The sequence below is a fragment of the Clostridium sulfidigenes genome (assembly GCF_052067195.1).
Classification (GTDB): domain Bacteria; phylum Bacillota; class Clostridia; order Clostridiales; family Clostridiaceae; genus Clostridium_J; species Clostridium_J sulfidigenes.
On sequence record NZ_JBQHQR010000001.1, the window covers coordinates 386,107 to 406,988 of the forward strand.

The 20,882-nt window shown below is 28.6% G+C and carries 14 protein-coding genes and 1 pseudogene; all 15 read left to right on the plus strand.

The features are described from left to right. Positions 1 to 44: 44 nt before the first annotated feature. The 15 genes and pseudogenes from ACTNBA_RS01925 (at position 45) to ACTNBA_RS01995 (ending at position 20,764) form a co-directional block, all read left to right on the plus strand. A complete protein-coding gene (locus ACTNBA_RS01925) occupies positions 45 to 896 on the plus strand; it encodes a LicD family protein (protein WP_441072108.1) in 852 nt (283 codons plus the stop codon). A 42-nt stretch (positions 897 to 938) separates the two neighbouring features. After that, positions 939 to 1,382 carry an FAD synthase family protein gene (locus ACTNBA_RS01930; RefSeq protein ID WP_441072110.1) on the plus strand — a complete coding sequence of 148 codons (444 nt, stop codon included), beginning with the start codon at positions 939 to 941 and terminating at the stop codon, positions 1,380 to 1,382. A 14-nt stretch (positions 1,383 to 1,396) separates the two neighbouring features. Next, positions 1,397 to 2,815, plus strand: a complete 1,419-nt coding sequence (locus ACTNBA_RS01935; RefSeq protein ID WP_441072112.1) for a lipopolysaccharide biosynthesis protein — start codon at positions 1,397 to 1,399, stop codon at positions 2,813 to 2,815. Between the two features lie 361 nt (positions 2,816 to 3,176). Beyond that, positions 3,177 to 4,295, plus strand: a pseudogene (locus ACTNBA_RS01940) (UDP-N-acetylglucosamine 4,6-dehydratase family protein); the annotation flags it as partial. Positions 4,296 to 4,580: 285 nt separating this feature from the next. After that, the gene (locus tag ACTNBA_RS01945) at positions 4,581 to 7,376 is read left to right on the plus strand and encodes a cell wall-binding repeat-containing protein (RefSeq protein WP_441072114.1); all 2,796 of its coding nucleotides are present in this window, start codon (positions 4,581 to 4,583) and stop codon (positions 7,374 to 7,376) included. Between the two features lie 151 nt (positions 7,377 to 7,527). Continuing rightward, on the plus strand, positions 7,528 to 7,704 hold the full coding sequence (locus ACTNBA_RS01950) for a hypothetical protein (protein WP_441072116.1): 177 nt from the start codon (positions 7,528 to 7,530) through the stop codon (positions 7,702 to 7,704). Positions 7,705 to 7,710: 6 nt separating this feature from the next. Continuing rightward, positions 7,711 to 8,382 (plus strand): Rpn family recombination-promoting nuclease/putative transposase, encoded by a 672-nt coding sequence (locus ACTNBA_RS01955; RefSeq protein ID WP_441072118.1) that lies wholly within the window; start codon positions 7,711 to 7,713, stop codon positions 8,380 to 8,382. A gap of 329 nt (positions 8,383 to 8,711) precedes the next feature. Then, positions 8,712 to 9,143, plus strand: a complete 432-nt coding sequence (locus tag ACTNBA_RS01960; RefSeq protein WP_441072120.1) for a hypothetical protein — start codon at positions 8,712 to 8,714, stop codon at positions 9,141 to 9,143. Positions 9,144 to 9,145: 2 nt separating this feature from the next. Beyond that, complete coding sequence (locus tag ACTNBA_RS01965) at positions 9,146 to 10,777, plus strand: hypothetical protein (RefSeq protein ID WP_441072122.1); 1,632 nt, start codon at positions 9,146 to 9,148, stop codon at positions 10,775 to 10,777. Beyond that, the gene (locus tag ACTNBA_RS01970) at positions 10,767 to 13,262 is read left to right on the plus strand and encodes a UvrD-helicase domain-containing protein (RefSeq protein WP_441072124.1); all 2,496 of its coding nucleotides are present in this window, start codon (positions 10,767 to 10,769) and stop codon (positions 13,260 to 13,262) included. Before ACTNBA_RS01965 ends, ACTNBA_RS01970 begins: the two co-directional genes overlap by 11 nt. Continuing rightward, the gene (locus ACTNBA_RS01975) at positions 13,228 to 14,307 is read left to right on the plus strand and encodes a hypothetical protein (RefSeq protein ID WP_441072126.1); all 1,080 of its coding nucleotides are present in this window, start codon (positions 13,228 to 13,230) and stop codon (positions 14,305 to 14,307) included. The genes ACTNBA_RS01970 and ACTNBA_RS01975 overlap by 35 nt, the downstream gene beginning before the upstream one ends. Positions 14,308 to 14,466: 159 nt before the next feature. Next, positions 14,467 to 15,162: an Rpn family recombination-promoting nuclease/putative transposase gene (locus tag ACTNBA_RS01980; protein WP_441072128.1), complete on the plus strand. Its 696-nt coding sequence runs from the start codon at positions 14,467 to 14,469 to the stop codon at positions 15,160 to 15,162. Between the two features lie 655 nt (positions 15,163 to 15,817). Continuing rightward, entirely contained in the window at positions 15,818 to 17,770 is a 1,953-nt protein-coding gene (locus tag ACTNBA_RS01985) for a cell wall-binding repeat-containing protein (protein ID WP_441072130.1), read from the plus strand. 263 nt (positions 17,771 to 18,033) lie between these two features. Further along, positions 18,034 to 19,458 (plus strand): RNA/DNA-binding domain-containing protein, encoded by a 1,425-nt coding sequence (locus ACTNBA_RS01990; protein WP_441072132.1) that lies wholly within the window; start codon positions 18,034 to 18,036, stop codon positions 19,456 to 19,458. Between the two features lie 511 nt (positions 19,459 to 19,969). Continuing rightward, positions 19,970 to 20,764, plus strand: a complete 795-nt coding sequence (locus ACTNBA_RS01995; RefSeq protein WP_441072134.1) for an RpnC/YadD family protein — start codon at positions 19,970 to 19,972, stop codon at positions 20,762 to 20,764. Positions 20,765 to 20,882 lie beyond the last annotated feature (118 nt).

Sequence of the window (20,882 nt, forward strand, 5' to 3'; positions counted from 1 at the left end):
AAGTTAATAAATATAAGTTTAATACTGTAAGAGGAGGTTTTAAAATGGAATCTACTATAGTCGATATTGAAATAAAAGATGTGCAGAAAGTTGAATTAGAAATATTAATTGAGTTTGATAGAATATGCAAAAAAAATAATATAAAATATCAATTATTTGCAGGAACTTTGTTAGGGGCTATTAGACACAATGGATTTATACCATGGGATGATGATATAGATGTATGCTTGTTAAGGAAGGATTATAACAGGTTTATTAAAGCTTGTGAAAAAGAGTTAAATTCTAAATATTTTTTACAAACACACGAAACTGATAAAAACTATATTATGCAATTTGCAAAAATAAGAAAAAATAATACTGTATTTATGGAAAAAGCAACATCAGAATGTAAAATACATCAAGGTATTTATATTGATGTATTTCCAATGGATAATATACTTCCAGGTTCATTAATTGGAAAAGCACAACAAAGATTATTATATATAATAGGAAGAATAAATCTTAGTAGAGTTAAGATGCATTGTTTAGATGCAAATAAACCTATAGAAAAATATTTAGGTATTATGACTCATTATATGTTGAAGCTTATCCCTAAAAAATGGACAGATATATTACAAACCAAAATTACTTGTATGTTTGAAAATAAAGATACAAAATACATTTCACACTTAACTAACGGGGCTTCATACGAGCGTTATGTAAGGTATATGATGGAGAAAAGTAGTTTTTATGATAGTATAGATGGAAACTTTGAAGGCAATGATTTCCCAATTCCTAGAAATTACAATGAAGTGTTATTACAACTCTTCGGAAAGTATATGGAACTACCACCTGTTGAAAAACGTAGTCCACACCATGGAGTTATTAATATCGATTTGGGTTATGATAAAAAATAGAAAACAGTAAGAAATGTATTGTTTTTAATTGGAGGGATTAATGTGAAAAAATATAAAATAGGATATACCACTGGTGTATTTGATATGTTTCATATTGGGCATTTAAATATACTAAAAAGAGCTAAAGAGGAATGTGAGTTTTTAATTGTAGGTGTTACAACTGATGAATTAGTGGCATATAAAAATAAAAAAGCTGTAATACCTCATAATGAGAGAATGGCAATTGTTGAAAGTATTAAGTATGTGGACAAGGTAGTTTCTCAAGAAAATATGGACAAAATGAAAGCGTGGAAAAAATATAATTTTGATGTCATGTTTGTTGGAAGTGACTGGAAAGGCACAGCGAAATGGAATGAATTTGAAAAACAATTTAATGCTGTTGGAGTTGATATAGTATATTTTTCATATACTCAAGGTACTTCATCAACACAATTAAGAGAAGTACTACAAAAAATTCTTAATAGCGATGTAGCTATCACAAAATAATAGGAGCAAAATTTATGGATGATAGTAATGTATATAAATTGGGAGTAAAAAATATAATATACTCAGTAATAGCGCAAGGAATATCATTTATACTTAGTATTATTACTGGTTTTGTACTTCCCAAAGTTATGGGGATTGCCCAATATGGATATTGGCAAGTATATTTGTTTTATGTTGGATATGTAATGATTTTTTGTTTTGGTTATAATGATGGATTATACTTGCGATATGGAAATCTTAATTATGAACAACTACCATTTAAAAAATTGCGTAGTTCTATGAGAATATTTATAGGAATAATTTCAGCTATGACATGTATTCTATTTGCATTATCATTTCGTGAACATGACACAAATAAAATATTTGCATTTTGTACAACAAGCTTGAATCTAATTATCCTTGGGATAAATGGAACACTTTTAACAGTTTTACAATTTACTAATCGTATAAAATTGAATAGTATATTGACTATTGCAAATAAGGTTATATTTGTTTTTATAATTGTCTTATTATTGCTAATAAAAAGAATGGACTTTAGATTAATTATTTCAGCAGATATATTTACGAAATTATTATTATTAAGTATTAATATAAATAAATCTAAAGAATTATTTATAGGTGAAACACAGAGTGTAAAGCAAGGGTTCAAGGAATTCTGGGAAGATACTAGTATTGGAATTAAACTAATGCTTGCGAATATAGCAAGTACACTTCTTATTGGAATCGGTAAATTTATTGTTGAAAGATTTATGTCTATTGAAACATATAGTTTATATTCGTTTGCAACAACTATTACATCCTTTGCTTTAATATTTATTACTGCATCGAGTCTTTCATTATATCCGCTATTAAAACGTGTTGATGAGGACAAGCTATCCACTTTTTATGTTAATTTGAATCAATTACTATGCTTTATATTATTTGTTCTATTATTTGGATATTACCCAATTTATTACCTAATAAAATTTCAGTTTCCTAGTTATGTAGGTATATTTGAGTATTTTTATCTTTTATTTATTATAATTGTTTCACAAGGAAAAATGCAATTTTTAATAAACACATATTATAAAGTTTTAAGAGAAGAAAAAGCTATGCTTATTGCGAATTTATCAGGAGTAGTGGTTGCACTTATTATAATTGTTCCGTCTTTTTATTTTACTCACTCTATATTTGCAATTGTTGCTGGAACAACTATTACACTCATATGGAGGTGTTATGCTTCTGAGATTTATTTGAAAAAGAAGATGAGAATCAAACAATATAGTAATATTATAGTTGAATTATTAATGATGTTTTTGTTTATTATCTCTGTAATATTCAAAAGACAGATTATAGGATTAACTATATATACTATAGCTGTATGTGGTTATTATTATAAAAATAGAACTGCACTTAATAGTTATGTTAAAAAGATAGCGAAATTGACATTATAAAGAATAAAATCCAAAGGCTCAATACCATTGTTAGCAAGCTCAAGGCAAGCCTTTCGCAAGGACCCTTGGGGTATGTGAACAAAATGTAAACATGGAACTAGAAGTCTACGAAAATGGTATGTAAATTAAGGTAGTAAGATTACTAGTTAACCAGTAGAAAGAATAAAATAAAACTATTGCAAGGGTATCCCATATGATAGGATGGGAAAGCTAGTGCAGTTAGGCAAGTTCTTCTAATGCTATTAAGTATGAAAATAACAATATGAGCACTAGAGGAAGCATTTACTAATGCTTTGTGTAGAGAAGTGGTATTTAGCCAGTATAAAAAATACTAGGAGATTGAAATATGAAGGATATAGACATTAGGAATTTATTAGGTAGGGATACAATACAACTTAAATCAGAACATATAGATAGATATATCAAGGATAAGGTTATTCTTGTAACCGGTGGTGGAGGAAGTATTGGTTCAGAGATAATTAGACAAATTACTAAATTTTCACCAAAGAAAATTCTTATTTTAGATATATATGAAAACAATGCTTATGATTTACAAATGGAGCTTAATAGAGAATGTCCCCAGCTGTGTAAAAGTGTGATAATTACTTCAGTGAGGGATATAGTGAGAATGGATCAGGTGTTTTGTCAGTATAGACCTGATGTGGTTTTTCATGCTGCTGCGCATAAGCATGTTCCTTTGATGGAAGAGAATATGGCTGATGCAATTAAAAACAACATAATAGGCACCTATAATGTGGTTAAGTGCGCTCATAAGTATGGAGTAGATAAGTTTGTATTAATAAGTACTGATAAAGCTGTGAATCCTACTAATATAATGGGAGCTACTAAGAGGTTTTGTGAACTTATAGTACAAGCTTTTAATGAAGTTAGTAAAACTGATTTTGTAGCAGTGAGATTTGGAAATGTTTTAGGAAGTAATGGTTCTGTGATACCACTATTTAAAAGGCAGATTGAAAAAGGTGGACCTGTCACAGTAACACATCCAGAGATAACTAGGTTCTTTATGACTATACCAGAAGCAGCTCAGCTTGTAATTCAAGCAGGAGGCTTTGCAGAGGGTGGAGAGATTTTTGTCCTTGATATGGGTAAGCCAGTTAAGATGGTGGAGCTAGCTAAGGAATTAATATCACTTTCAGGTTATAAACCAGAGGTTGATATAAAGATAGAGTATATAGGCCTAAGACCTGGAGAAAAACTTTATGAAGAACTACTCATGGATGAAGTTGCATTAACTTCTACAGAACACGATAAAATCTTTGTAGAAAAACCTAAGGAAGCAAATATAACCTTCATAGAATCATCTATAAAAGAATTTAAAAACGTAGACAATATGTCTAAAGAAGAAATTATAAAATTAATGAAAGAAAAGGTTCCAACCTACTACCCTATGGGGTTAGGTTACGGGGGAACCCAAATAGCTGAAATCTCGAAAACCCTTGCTACGACAACAACTAGTTAACTAGTTATATAGTTTTATAGTTAAATATGGATAAAGTTAACTAGTTTTATAGCTTTATATTTATATAGTTTCCTAGGGAAAATTTTAAATAGTTAAATAAGAAAATATAAGAGTAGAAGAAAGACTAGCAAATTTTAAAGCTAGTCTTTTATTTGTGAGATTTTTTAATAATGAACTTTAAAATAATAAAATAAATTACATGTAAATAATTCAAAATATTAGTATATATAGTATAATTATATTGGAAAGTAATTTGTCATAATACAAATAAAAGGGGGAAAAGAAGTGAGAAATTATAAAAAATTTATTGCTATGATTTTGGTATTTTCTATTACATTTTTACAGATACCAAACTTAATAGTATATGCAGCTGCGGATGTAACACCACCAACAATTGATGTATCAACATTAAAGGTGGATAAAACAGAAGCTACAGTAGGAGAAAGTGTAAAAGTAAGCATTAAGGCAACAGATGAAGAGAGTGGTATAAAAAGTATTAATGTATATTATTATAAACCAATAACAGGAGATATTTATGATGTAACAATGAATTATAATACATCAGAAGATATTTATGAAGGATACATAAATATAGATGAAAATACTATAAGTGGATTATGGGAAATAGATTTCATTGTGTTAAAAGATAATAATAATAATTCAAAGACTATACTAAATAGTAATAAATATCCTACTTATACTGATAGAGAAGACTTTAGTGCTGGGGATTTTACTGTAAGTGGAACAACTGCAGATGCAACGCCACCAACAATGGATGTATCAACATTAAAGGTGGATAAAACGGAAGCTACAGTAGGTGAAAGTGTAAAAGTAAGCATTAAGGCAACAGATGAAGAGAGTGGTATAAAAAGTATTAATGTATATTATTATAAACCAATAACAGGAGATATTTATGATGTAACAATGAATTATAATACATCAGAAGATATTTATGAAGGATTAATAAATATAGATGAAAATACTATAAGTGGATTATGGGAAATAGATTCCATTGTGTTAAAAGATAATAATAATAATTCAAAGACTATACTAAATAGTAATAAATATCCTACTTATACTGATAGAGAAGACTTTAGTGCCGGAAATTTTACTGTAATAGAGGATCCAGATCCAGTAATACCTATAGAAGGAGTTAGCGTTGTTACTGATAATCAATCTTGGTCTAATAAAACCATAGAAGGAGATTTATATATAGGACCTGGGGCAGTACTTACCGTAACAGATACTGTAGTTAAAGGAAATGTATATGTAATAGGTGCACTAAAGTCTAATGGGGGACTTTCTGTACAAGGTACCTTATATGGAAAACAAATGTACTTGGGAGGAAATCCCACTATCTATAATGGAACCATAATTGTAAATGGCTCGAATTCTTTATCTTCTAGTATCATGTCAAATTATCCAGTTAAAGATTTACCTGTAAGAATAGATAATTCACCACTTAAAGCTATCGATGGTAAATTAGATATATTAGGTGCAACTCTTGATGTTGTTGATATGTATATTGATGGAAATAAATATGATATAGGGTATAATGGTAAAATTAGAGTATATGATTTAAATGTAGTAGATAAGGATAAAGTTACGATTAAATTTAAAACAGTATTTGGCAATGAAATTGTAAAGGATTATAATATTGAACATTATGTAACCTCACCCTCTGGAAAGGTAAATAAATTACCTGTAATAACTGGAGCGGATGATTTAACCATTAAAGTTGGAGATAGTTTTAATCCTAAAGCAGGCATTGTAGTAAATGATGATGAGGATGGCGATATTACTTCTTCCATTGTAGTTTCTGGACAAGTAGATACAAATAAAATTGGGGATTATAAACTAACCTACAGCGTAACTGACAGCTATGAAAGCATAGTAACAAAGGAGAGGACTATAACAGTAAGAAGTAATGAAAAGCCAGTTATTTCAGGAGCTACAGCTAAGAATGTAACAGTAGGAAATGTCTTTGATGCTAAGGCTGGAGTTACAGCCGCTGATCTTGAAGATGGAAGCTTAACTGCTAAAATAGCTGTTAGTGGAACCATAAATACAAATAAAGTAGGTAAATACACATTAACTTATACATTAACAGATAGCGATGGAAACAAGGTAAGTATACCTAGAGTTATTAATGTGGTTGCTAGAAATGTACAAATTAATGCATTAATGGGTACTGATAGATATGATACAGCAGTTAGACTAAGTAAAGGTCAATTTACAACTGCAAACACTGTAATGATAGCAAATGGAGGAGCTTTAGCAGATGGATTAGCTGCTACACCACTAGCAACCTTTAAAAAAGCACCTTTACTTTTAACAGGAGCAAGTAGCCTTCCAGAAGGAACTAAAGGTGAAATAAAGAGATTAGGTGCTAAAAATGCTATTATTGTAGGTGGAAGTGGAGTAGTTAATGACAGTGTAATTAAGGAATTAAAATTACTAGGTGTAACGAATGTAGAAAGAATTGGTGGAAGAGATAGATATGACACATCTTTAGAGATTGCTAAGTATATTGATAAAAATTGCTATGATGTAAATAAGGTAGTTATAAGTAATGGACTAGGCCAAGCAGACGCTCTATCCATAGCTTCCGTAGCAGGTAGAGATAAGATGGCAATAGTTTTAGTACAAAAGGACGTAGTTCCAACAAAGGTTTATAGTTGGTTACAATCAGAATCTTTACAAAATGCCTATATCATAGGTGGTACTGGTGTAGTTTCTGACAATGTTTTAAACAAAGTTAATGGAATCACTTCAACAAATATATCAAAAAATAGATTAGGTGGCAAAGATAGATATGCAACTAATGCCATGGTTATAGATAAATTCTATGGAAGTGTTGTAGATAAAACCTATATAGCAAAAGGACTACAACTAATAGATGCTCTAGCAGCAGGTCCAGTTGCAGCCCTTAATGGATCACCAGTGGTTTTATCAGGTGTTGACTTAACAACAGAACAAAAAACTGTGTTAGATAAGAGATATGGAAATATCATCATAAGAACTGGTGGAGGAATTGCAGATAAAGCAGTAAACTCATTAAAAAGCTGCATAGCGCAATAAATACCATTTAATACCACGGGGTCAGCCCCCCACCCATTTTATGGGAGGGGGTCTGACCCCGTTACATTTAATTCCATAAAATCTTTTTTTCTGCAATCAGCATTTATGCTGAGCCGGTAGGCTGAAAGAATTTTAAATTCCCCACCGGGGTTTGATAATAGAAGAAGCTAGAAACAACATAAAATATAGTGCAGTTTTTAGTGAGTTTGGTTATAATATAAAAAAGTCATATATTCTTTCAGATTATGAGGAGTTAGAATCTGATATAGTTTATAAAGCAACAATAGAAAATAAAGAAGTTATATTTTATATTTTGTTAGAATTTTAGTCATATGTGGATTATAGCATGCCTATAAGATTATTTTTATATATGACAGAAATATGGAGAGAAGTTTTAAAAAACACTAAAAAAGTAGAAGTAAAAAGCAAAGACTTTAAATTACCAGCAATAGTTCCTATAGTGTTATATAATGGTGAATATAAGTGGACAGTAGAGAGAAAGTTTAAAAATGTTATAAGTAAAAGTGAATTATTTGGAAATAACATAATTGATTTTGAGTATATATTAATAGATATAAATAAATATGAAAAAGAACAATTAATGGAACTAAAGAATATAGCATCAGCAGTGTTTTTATTAGATCAAAAAGTTGATATTGAAGAATTTATAAGTAGAGTTAAGGATATTGCTATAGGATTTAATACCTTAAGTGAAGAACAAAAAATCATGTTAAGGCGTTGGCTAAAGAATACTTTATCAGATGAAATTAAAGATAAATTAGGAGAAAAAATAGAAGATATTTTAATTGCAAATAAAGAGGAGGTGGCTATCATGACTTCTAACATTTCAAAGACAATAAAAGAAACTTTTGAAAAAACAAGAGAAGAAGGCGAAAAAAATAAAGCTATAGAGATAGCTAAAAACTTATTAGATATTTTAGATGATGAAACTATTTCTATAAAAACAGGGTTAACAATAGAAGAAGTAAAAAGATTAAGAGGCTAGCAAGTTAAAGCTAGTCTCTAATTCTAGGAGCACTGTCCAATGAAAGAAGAATATTTATGTATTCTTCTTTTTTGCGTAATCAGCATTTATGCTGAGGCCGTAGGCTGAAAGAATTTTGCTTCCCCACCGGGGCTTGAATTTATTTTAAGCAATTATAATACAGAATATAATAAACAATCACAACACAAAATATAATAAACAATCACCATGTAGAATATAATATTAGTAATAAATCAGAGACCACATTAATTACATGTAGTTTATGTAAAACCATCGCTATGACAAGGGCTTTCTGCTTTGTATAAAAGATATTAAAAGGAGTGTAAAGAATGGACAATCCTCAATCTATAAAAGAGGAGTTTAATACCCTTATAAACTCTATTACTAATGAAATTTTTAAAAATGCCTTATATAAAAATGTAAATAATTTAAACAATAAAATGATAGATGTAAGTGGAAGTATTAAAGAAAACCTAGAGGGTATCAATAAGTCAGTTAATCATTTGTCTCAACTAGATCATAAGATTACACCTACTGCAGTATCTATAGAAAATGCAGCTAAGAATATCAATGAAAATGTAGACAAGTTAAATACTTATGTTATAGAAATAGTTTCGAAAAATAAAGAAGATCTCTTTAATTCCATAAAATTAAGTATTGGAAATTCATTAAGAAGTTTTCGAAATAAGTTATTAGTTTTACTTGGCGGAAATATAGTATTAAGTTTAATTATTTTAATTTTATTAATAATAAAGAGGTAATAATGGGAGAAGAATTATTATATGAAAATTATACACTGTTATTAAATTCAGTAATGTTAAGAAAATTAGATAACAATAAGAAAGCTATAATGAATTTTAAAAATTCTATAATAACACAAGTAAATGATATACTTACCGTTGCACCTTTCCAGAGTAGAAAAAATATATTCTCAACCTTTAATTTTCAAAATAACTATAATACTTTATTAAACTTTCATCTTAAAGAAAAAAAGGTTGATTTAAATTTAATAGGTTCTAAATTATTGATTACAGATTTCATAAACATATTATATGATAAATTTAACTTTCCCTATTATCATATTATAAGAGATAAATTAATTATAACTAATAATCCTTCACCAAGCTTAGTGAGGATTAATAAATTAAATCATAATTTTAACAATGTAGAACTTGAAAGATACATTTCTAATTTACTATTAGCTCAACTTCAGAATAAAGATGATATAGCCCATAAAATCCAGCATATATACATTAATAGCGTGGATAAAAAAATTTTCAATTTAGTTAATATAACAGGTTATTTTAGCAAATTTGAAGAAAGGATTCCCTCAGTAAACTTTGTTTTTGTTAATAAAGATAGTTATGAAGAAAATAACACATATATTGAAAAGTTAAAAGAAAATAATTATATCTTTGCCAGTGGTACAGAAGACTTTATAAGTTCCATATCAAAGAAGGATAGGTTAATTAGGTTAAGAGATATAAATTTTATTCACATTGAATCTTTAATTACCACAATTTATATAGATAAAAATTATGAATCTTTTCAAAATGAAAAATATAACCTAGAAAAAGCCATTGTTAATGTTGTAGATGTTTTAAAAGAAGAGAAAAAGCGTACTAGAAATAGGTTAGAACAACATAAAAATGAACTAAAAGAATTATATGATACAACTGAGGAGTATAAGGAAAAGGCTAAAAATGAAATAAGTAACAACATATTAAATTATAGACAAAAGGTTAAAAAGGAATTTAACTTTTTTTATAAATCCTCATCAAATGGTATTAGTGGATCTGTACTTATTAAACAAGTTTTTAAAAGTGCAAAATTACAAGAAAAATTAAATGAATTAAAATATTGCCAAGTACATCAGCTTAATAATAAGTTAAATAAAAATAGTAATGAGTGTTCTAAATATAATGAATTAATTAATTATAAAGAAGTAGCAAATAATTATCCTTTAGAAATGTTAGAAGCCTTAGAAGAATTAAATAAGAAAAGTGTTAATTGGTATATGATTTTTATACTTGGATTAATTGTAGGATTTGCCATACCTCCTGGGTTATTACTGTTTTTACCTGCTGTATGGATTTACATTAATTTTATCATAGGATCTAATAAAACTTTAAGACAGGAATATGAAAGTAACATAGAGGAATTTATAAGTAAAGCTGCCTATGCCACCTTGGATATTAATAGTCATATTATTAGTAATATCTATGAACAAGCTCTTAGAAGGGTAGAGGGTAAGTATAATTCAACCTATGGAAACCCTAAAGATCAAGAAAGGTTTATTAAGAAGGTTAATTTAATTGAAAATGTGGATTTAAGCTATAAATCCATAAATAGCATAATGTCTATAGTAAGTGGAGATGATAAATTTGGCCTATAGTAACAAATTTCTTAAAAGTATACCAAAGGGGATGTATGAAAAGGTAATTAATAAATGTAATGAGTTTTACAATGAATTGATAGATTATCAATGGGATATTAGAGGGCTAAGAAAGGGATTTTGGACAAAAAAGCTGTCATGTTTATATAAAAATACCTATGAATTTAGACTGAATATTGGTGATCGTATTATTTTTTGCTATCTTCAGGATGGAGAAGAAGATAATTATAATAAAATTTTATTTTTATTCTACAAAAAACATAATGATGTAAATAAATCTATTAAACATTTAAATTCTATGAATATAGAAATAGATAAAAGTTACGTTAAACCAATGGAACATGGTGAAATTTTAGAGGATAAAATAGAATATAATAAATATGAAAAAATTGTTTATTCATATCTTGATTTACAAACCTTAGAACTTGGAATGGAAAACATAATTAATTATGATAAATATAATGAAATATTAAATAAAGAGTATGAAGACAAATATCTTTATAGAATGAATTATAGCCAAAAGGAAGCTATTGTTGCAAGTAATGGAAAAGCATTTATTTTAACAGGATCAGCAGGCAGTGGTAAAACCACAGTTAGTTTTTATAAACTTTTAAGTTTATTAGATAAATGTGAAAGGATTGCTTATATCACCTACACTAAAGAGTTAAAGGATAAAATGGAAGAGGATTTTAAAAATATAACCATTGAAAAGTATCATAATAAGGTAGATTTTATTACCTTAGAAAACTTATTTAATGATTATTCTAAAGAAGACTCCTTCAATAAAGCTTCTAGACTAAAGTTAATAACATATAATGTATTTAAAAATTGGTATGAAGATTTAAAAGTATTTGATAATAATTTTAAAAGTAAATATGACAAGGAAATAAAAGAAAAATATGATTCCTTTGATGTATATAGTGAAATTAGAGGCCAAATTAAAGGGGGAATGGGTAAGGATTTCATCAGAGCCATGAAAGGCAAAGATCAAGTTAAAGATATTTTGTCAAAGAAACTTTACTTAGATTTGCCAGAGGATTACTCTTATTTTCATAAAGATGCCAGAAAGATTATTTATAAATTTACAGAGGAATATTATGATAAATTATTCCTAGTAGAACAGCTTAAAAAGGACTATATAGACGATAACAATGAATGCTATAAATTATTGAAAAAGAATACTTTGGAGAATAAATATGATTATATAATTATAGATGAAGCTCAAGATTTTACGGATTTACAACTTTATACTTTTATGGATTTGGTTGAAGATAAAAATAATGTATTCATATCAGGGGATAGTAATCAAATAGTCAACTCTACCTTTTACTCTGATGAAAGAATTAATAGTTTGTTTTACTCTTTGGGAATAAAGCCTGTTAGAAAGGATTTAAGAGTAAATTATAGAAATCAACAGCAGATTCTTAATTTAGCTAATGGATTGGAAGAAATAAGATGTAAAAAGCTTGGTAGGTTTGGGAAGATCCATGAAAAGGAAGAAGCTATAGAGAGGGGAAATTTTCCTGTTTTCTGTAATATTAATTCTGATGAGTTAGATAAATTTTTCAATATAGCTACTGAAAAAAGTTACATTACAGTATTAGTTAGTAGTTACAAGGATAAAAATCTATTGAGAGCTAAACATAGTGAATTAGATATATTTGAGGTAAGGGAATTTAAGGGCTTAGAGCAAAGATATATTATCTGCTATAATTTAGTTTCTTCAAATTTAAAGTATTTTAATAACATATTTAAGGAAGGTTATTGGGACAAAACCAATATATATAGTCAAAAATATAGATACTATTTCAATTTATTATATGTAGCTATTACTAGAGCAAAAGAAAATATATGTTTTATTGAAAGGGAAGATGTAAAGGTTGTATATAAGCAATTTAAGGATTTCATAAAAGAAGTCAATGTATTTTCTGAAGAAGAACTTCATTTATTAGAAGCCTCAAGTATAGAAGAATATTTAGTTAATGCTAGAACCTATGAGAAAAACCATAAATATGAACAAGCTGCTAATAATTATAAAAAGGCTGGAACATGTTATAAAAATGACTATTATAGAGTGTTGAGTCTTAAGGAATATGAAGAAGGAAAATATAAAGAGGCTTTTAATATTATTTTAAAAAATATATCAGATGACTATGAATATGAGAATATTACAAAGGATGACTTATCCTTCAAGATGTTAAGAGAATTTAACACTTTAGAAGATAAGTTAAATGGAATTGTAAAGTTAAAGAATCCAATAAAATATTTCTATAAATTAATAGAAAAATATTCATTTAAAGAAATACTAGAAAACCATAAGACTTATAAGCCTTATAATAATGAAGTGCTAGAGTTATTAACTGTATATTTAATACAAAAGCTACAAGATAAATCTTATGAATTGAAAATATCCAATTACTATTATGAAGAGTTGCTGGAGGTACTAAAAAATGAATCAAATAAATTTAATAGAAGAATTAACTAAAATTAATAATAACTTGGACTATATTTCGGATTTATCTAATAATGCTGAAAACTTAAAAGGTATTACTAACAACTTAATTGAAATACTATCATCTATAGATAGTACATTTAATGAAAATCAAATAGTATTAAAAACAGATAAATTTACTGAAGAGTGTAAGAGGTTTTACAATGATATACACGATAAGGTTGAAGGTTTGGAAAATATATGTAACAGATACTATAATTTAAATGTTACTCTAAAAGATAGCCTTAAAAGTAGTATTGTAAATGAACAAGTAAGTTTAAAAACAGTGGAAGAAATTTCTAAACATATAAGAAATAACATAAATAATTTTAGTAAACACATAAATGAAAGTAGACAACTTCAAAGCAATCTTAATTCATTTATAGATTCCCAAGGTGACCTTAAATCTCTATTAAAAAGTATAGAGGTTAAAATAAATGAGGTAAATAGTGCCTACACTGATGTTGACTTAGATTCTATTGCCAATAGACTTGGAGGCTTAGTAGATAAGATAACTACTCAATCTTTAAAAGTTAAAGAAATAAATGATTTAGTAAAAAATATAAATATGATTTCTGGAAAAGAAATTGACATGGTTAAGAATAACCTTAGCAAACTTAACAGTACCTTTAATGATAATATAGTATATATTAAAAAGACCACCCTAGGCTTAACTAATTATTTAAAAGAGGAATTTCTAGAAGAAATATCACAATTAAGACAAGAATTAGAAGCTTTGCAAAAGGATAAAGAAGCAATCTCTAACAACTTGTTAGAAATTAAAAAGTTAATAAATGATAAGATAGTACCAACCACCCATGAAAATCAAAAAAACACCTATGAAATGTATAGCAACTTAAAAGAAGAAAATGGCATCTTAAAAAAACAATTATATGAAATTATAAATCAAAATAAAGAGATAATAGCTTTTGCAAAAGAAATTCAAGAAGAGAATAAAAGCTACAAAGATATTTTCAGCGAAATATTCTCAGAATGGAGCAAGAATAATATTAGAAGCTTTGCATTGAAGTCCAAATAATGGAATGAGGTCCACTTTATGTAATGGGGTCAGACCCCCTTCCATTTAATGTAACGGGGTCAGACCCCGTTACATTAAATTCCAGGAACTCTTTTTTTCTGCAATCAGCATTTGTGGTGAGTTGGTAGGCTGAGAGAGGTTTGAGTTTCCCACTGGGGTTTGATAATAGAAGAAGCTAGAAACAACATAAAATATAGTGCAGTTTTTAATGAGTTTGGTTATAATATAAGACGGAGAGAAGTTTTAAAAAACACTAAAAAAGTAGAAGTAAAAAGCAAAGACTTTAAATTACCAGCAATAGTTCCTATAGTGTTATATAATGGTGAATATAAGTGGACAGTAGAGAGAAAGTTTAAAAATGTTATAAATAAAAGTGAATTATTTGGAAATAACATAATTGATTTTGAGTATATATTAATAGATATAAATAAATATGAAAAAGAACAATTAATGGAACTAAAAAATATAGCATCAGCAGTGTTTTTATTAGATCAAAAAGTTGATATTGAAGAATTTATAAGTAGAGTTAAGGATATTGCCATAGGATTTAATACCTTAAGTGAAGAACAAAAAATCATGTTAAGGCGTTGGCTAAAGAATACTTTATCAGATGAGATTAAAGATAAATTAGGAGAAAGAATAGAAGATATTTTAATTGCAAATAAAGAGGAGGTGGCTATCATGACTTCTAACATTTCAAAGACAATAAAAGAAACTTTTGAGAAAACAAGAGAAGAAGGCGAAAAAAATAAAGCTATAGAGATAGCTAAAAACTTATTAGATATTTTAGATGATGAAACTATTTCTATAAAAACAGGCTTAAGAATAGAAGAAGTAAAAAGATTAAGAGACTAGCAAATTAAAGCTGGTCTCTAATTCTAGGACCTATGCTAAATGAAAGAAGAATATCTAGGTATTCTTCTTTTTTTGCGTAATTAGCATTTATGCTGAGCCGGTAGGCTGAAAGAATTTTGAATTTCCCACAGGGGTTTGAATTTACCTTATGAACATTAGTGCGTATAATTTCCTAGATTAAGGATATACTATAAACCCTAAAGAAAAAGTGTTTACTATAAAGTAAAGGTATTTAAGTACTGGAATTATGACTTAGAGAAACACTAAGATATATAGATAAAGCTTATAATCATGATAAAATAAATATAGAAGATTATAATGAAATGACAATAATAATGGAGAATATTAATTCTTATTTTTTAGATATGTATGGGAAATATGAAAATATAGATGAGGAGGTCAGAGTAATGGTAAAAAGTTTTTAAAATAACAGATCCAATAAAATAAGTATTGGAGATTTTTTTAATTAAATAATAATATGTATAAAATGATTACTAATACTAAATGAAAAATATGGTTAATTTAGGAGCAATAATACTGTAATTTTTAGAAAAATATAGATATGTATATAATTATATGTTAATATGTATATGTATTGGAAAATGTGTTGAACACATAATTAAAAATTTGCAGTGCAATTAAATAGGAGGGTTTTATGAATAAGAAAAAGGTAAGTGCTTGTATATTATCTGGAATATTAACTATAACTATGTTAGGGAATATTACGGTTTATGCAGCAGAGGAGTATACTAATGAAAAAAATATAGAGATAGTAGATAGCAATAATAGCATTAGAGCTATAGATAAGAATGAAAGTGTAAAAGAAAACAATAATTACAGTACAATTGAGGAGTATACTATAAAGAGCAATAGGGCTATTGATAATTATTTAACTGAAGTTAAGGCCGTGGAAAAGCCTTTTGCAAATAATATATCTATAAGCTCTATATCTGCTGGGGACGATTATAAGGCTAATATAACTATATCTGGACAAGCTAGAACTGGAAATACTGTACATGCAGTTATTCCAGGTGGAACTGCAGAACAACTAATAGGATCAAATCAATCATTTGCGTTTAATATAACAACACAAAGTACTGATATTACAGTTCAATTATATGCTGTAGATCCTAAAGGCAATAAATCTGAAAGTGTTTCAGTGAGATTGACAAAGGATGGATATGATATAAGTAATAATGGAACTACCCCGTCAACAAATACTCTTCCAGTAATAACAGCTGAGAATGTAAAATTAAGAGTAGGGGATTCCTTTAATGCTTTAGATAATGTGACTGCTAATGATAAAGAAGATGGAAATTTAACTTCTAAAATAATTGTTAGTGGAACCGTGGATACAAAGAAAGTAGGTAATTACAAGGTAATTTATAAAGTTACAGATAGTGATGAAAATACAGTAACAAAAGAAAGAATAGTAACAGTAGTTGAAAAAACTAATGAAAAGCCAGTTTTATCTGGAGCATCAGATATAAATATAAAGGTTGGAGACTCCTTGGATGCTAAGGCTGGAGTTACAGCTACTGATCTTGAGGATGGAAATATAACTTCAAAAATAATTGTTAGCGGAACAGTGGATACAAAAAAAGTAGGTAAATATACTTTATCTTATACAGTAACAGATACTGATGGAAATAAAGTAAGTATCAATAGGATTATTAATGTCATTGCTAGAAATGTACAAGTTAATGAATTAATAGGTACTGATAGATATGATACTGCAGTTAGACTAAGTAAGGGTCAATTTACAACTGCAAACACTGTAATGATAGCAAATGGAGGAGCTTTAGCAGATGGATTAGCTGCAACACCACTAGCAACCTTTAAAAAAGCACCTTTACTTTTAACAGGAGCAAGTAGTCTTCCAGAAGGAACTAAAGGTGAAATAAAGAGATTAGGCGCTAAAAATGCTATTATCGTAGGTGGAGCAACTGTAGTAAATGATAATGTAATAAAGGAATTAAAAGCACTAGGCGTAACTAATGTAGAAAGAATTGGTGGAACAGATAGATATGATACATCTTTAGAGATTGCTAAATATATTGATAAAAACTGCTATGATGTAAGTAAAGTAGTTATAAGTAATGGACTTGGTCAAGCAGATGCTCTATCCATAGCTTCAGTGGCAGGTAGAGATAAGATGGCAATAGTTTTAGTGGAAAAGGATAAAGTCCCAACTAAAGTTTATAGTTGGTTAAAAGGAGAGACCCTAGAAAATGCTTATATCATAGGTGGTACTACCGTTGTAGCTGACAGTGTTTTAAACAAAGTTAATGGAATCACTTTGGCAAATATTTCAAAAAATAGATTAGGTGGAAAAGATAGATATGCAACTAATGCCATGGTTATAGATAAATTCTATGGAAGTGTTGTAAATAAAACATATATAGCAAAAGGACTACAACTAATAGATGCTCTAGCAGCAGGTCCAGTTGCAGCACTAAATGGATCACCAGTAGTTTTATCAGGAGTTGACTTAACAACAGAACAAAAAACTGTACTAGATAAGAGATTTGGAAATATCATCATAAGAACTGGTGGCGGAATTGCAGATAAAGCAGTAAATTCTTTAAAAAGCTGCATAGAGCAATAAATACCATTTAATACCACGGGGTCAGACCCCCACCCATTTTATGGGAGGGGGTCTGACCCCGTTACATTTAATTCCAGAAGATCTTTTTTTGCGTAATCAGCATTTATGCTGAGCCGGTAGGCTAGAAGAATTTTAGTTTCCCCACCGGGGTTTGAATTTTATAGTAAAATTTGTAGAACTGATATGTTTGAAATTATATGAGGTATAATATATGATATAGTTGTAAAGTTGCAAATAAAAATTAAGAGTGGAAGTTGATATATGTGAAAGTTGATAAAGTAAAGGAATTCCTCAGTAATGGAGAAAGTATGACTGTTGAGTTTAAACAGAGTCATAAAAAATTAAATAAGGATGTCTTTGAATCAGTATGTGCATTTTTAAATAGAAATGGAGGACACTTGTTTCTTGGCGTTGAAGACAAGGGTAATGTTATAGGTATTGCTTCAGAAGCGATAGATAAGGTTAAGAAGGATTTTGTGACTTCTATGAATAATCCACAGAAAATAAGCCCAACCTTTTACTTATCTGTTGAAGAATTAGAGATTGATGGAAAAACAATACTTTATATCTTTGTACCAGAGAGCTCACAGGTTCATAGATGTAATGGTAAGATTTTTGATAGAAATGAAGATGGAGATTTGGATATAACGGATAATACAAATCTTGTTTCAGGAATGTACATGAGAAAGCAGGGGACTTATACAGAAAATAGAATTTTCCCTTTTGCAGAAATATCTGAACTCAAATCTGAACTTTTAATAAAAGTTAGGAAAATGGCTGCTAATGAAAGAGCAAATCATCCTTGGAAATCAATGAACGATTTAGAACTATTAAAAAGTGCAGGTCTATATCTTAAGGATCCTCAAAGTGGTGAAGAAGGAATAACTCTTGGAGGTATTTTGATTTTAGGGAGTGAAGAATTAATTCATGCAGCATTGCCTCATTATAGAACTGATGCTATTTTGAGAAGAGTAAATATAGATCGTTATGATGATAGGGACGATATTAGGGTTAATCTAATAGAGAGTTATGAACGTCTGATGCAGTTTGTTTCGAAACATCTGAATGATAATTTTTATCTTGAAGGCGATAGAAGGATTAGCCTTAGGGATAAAATTTTTAGAGAAGTTGTTTCAAATTTACTCATTCATAGAGAATTTGCTAATCCATTTCCGGCAAAGCTAGTTATAGAAAAAGATAGAGTTTATGCTGAAAACAGTAATAAGTCTCATGGTAATGGAATTATTGATCCCGAAAACTTTTCGCCATTTCCAAAGAATCCAACCATAGCAAAGTTTTTTAAAGAAATAGGATGGGTGGATGAGTTGGGTTCAGGTGTAAGAAATATTACTAAATATAATAAAGTATATTCTGGTGCTATTCCAATATTTATAGAGGGAGATGTTTTTAAGACTATAATTCCTTTGATACCTCAAGCTACCGAGCAAGCTACCGAGCAAGCTACCGAGCAAGCTACCGAGCAAGCTGACGATGAAACAAAGATGCTTTTAGAGTTTTGCAAAGTTCCAAGAACAAGAAATGAAATGCAAAAATTCCTAAACTTACATCACAGAGAATATTTTAGAACAAAAATTTTAAATCCTTTGATTAAAGGGGGATTGTTAAAATTGACAATTCCAGACAAACCTACAAGTCCAAAACAAAAATATTATTCTAAAAAAAATTAAGCTCGAGACAAACTTATTGCAAGAACCTTCATGGATGTGAACATAATTAAATATGTAATGGGAGTGACTCCTAAAGAGAGGGGGCATCGAAAATAGCTAATTAGTTATTTTTCGACGCTCCCTTTTTTCTGCAATCAGCATTTATGCTGAGCCGGTAGGCTGAAAGAATTTTAAATTCCCCACCGGGGTTTGAATTTATTGTATGAACGTTAGTTCGTATACTTTCATAGATTAAGGATATACTATAAACAGAGTTCTTAGCTTCAGAGAAGCATACTAACAGAATTATTAGTATCAATTTATTTGATACTTAGAAGTCGTTGTCCTTTAGGGGAAATCGTTATCCAGGGACGTAACAGCTCTTAACGACCACTCTAAAAGTGGGAGTATTAGAGCTGGTAGTCATCGGATTAAGGATGATATAAGTTATAAGGCTAAAATAACCTATGGAGATAAAGAAATAACTTCTATAAATAAAGAAAAAATTAAATTTCTAAGTTTTTATGCAGATATGTATATAAGGGTAGAGGATAAGGATAAAATCCTAGAATATGAAATTGAATTTCAAACAGTATATGATAATACCATGGCAATTAGAATGTTTAGATATGGATTTGAAAGAGCTGCTAAAGTTTTAGATTTTAAAAATAGAAGGGATACCATAGAAATAACGCTGCCAGAGCCATATCTTATAGTTATGGAAGAAGACGAAAAAACACCAGATGAGATGATTTTAAAACTCATTATTCCTAAAGGAAAAAGTGTTTACTATAAAGTGAAGGTATTTAAGTACTGGAACTATGACTTAGAGAAACTGTATAAAGAAAATATGTATCTTTTGTATCCACTTCAAATATTTAAGCTAAGAAAAATTATGAGCAGTATAAATAAATCTAATAAATCTATGGCATACAAAGAAGAGAAGATGAAAGAAGCATATCTTAAGTTGAAAGAAATTATAAGAGAAACATTAAAATATATAGATAAAGCTTATAATCATGATAAAATAAACATAGAAGATTATAATGAAATGACAATAATAATGGAGAATATTAATTCTTATTTTTTAGATATGTATGGGAAATATGAAAATATAGATGAGGAGGTCAGAGTCATGGTAAAAAGTTTTTATGATCCTAAGGTAGAGGAAAGAGGAATTCAAAAAGGCATCGAAAAAGGAATCGAAAAAGGCGAAAAAAATAAAGCTATAGAGATAGCTAAAAACTTATTAGATATTTTAGATGATGAAACTATTTCTATGAAAACAGGCTTAACAATAGAAGAAGTAAAAAAATTAAGAGACTAGCAAATTGTAAAATGTACCCTATATAGTAGACACTTTAAAAAAAGTCTATTATATAGGGTATTTTTATGTATAATAAAATTAATATATAGCTTTAGGAGTGATTATATGAGCAACAAAT

Excerpts from the sequence above, each read along its gene's own strand:
- ACTNBA_RS01995 (WP_441072134.1), top strand. The coding sequence starts at position 19,970 with ATGTATATAAGGGTAGAGGATAAGGATAAAATCCTAGAATATGAAATT.
- ACTNBA_RS01965 (WP_441072122.1), top strand. The coding sequence starts at position 9,146 with ATGGGAGAAGAATTATTATATGAAAATTATACACTGTTATTAAATTCA.
- ACTNBA_RS01960 (WP_441072120.1), top strand. The coding sequence starts at position 8,712 with ATGGACAATCCTCAATCTATAAAAGAGGAGTTTAATACCCTTATAAAC.
- ACTNBA_RS01935 (WP_441072112.1), top strand. The coding sequence starts at position 1,397 with ATGGATGATAGTAATGTATATAAATTGGGAGTAAAAAATATAATATAC.
- ACTNBA_RS01975 (WP_441072126.1), top strand. The coding sequence starts at position 13,228 with ATGAATCAAATAAATTTAATAGAAGAATTAACTAAAATTAATAATAAC.
- ACTNBA_RS01925 (WP_441072108.1), top strand. The coding sequence starts at position 45 with ATGGAATCTACTATAGTCGATATTGAAATAAAAGATGTGCAGAAAGTT.
- ACTNBA_RS01985 (WP_441072130.1), top strand. The coding sequence starts at position 15,818 with ATGAATAAGAAAAAGGTAAGTGCTTGTATATTATCTGGAATATTAACT.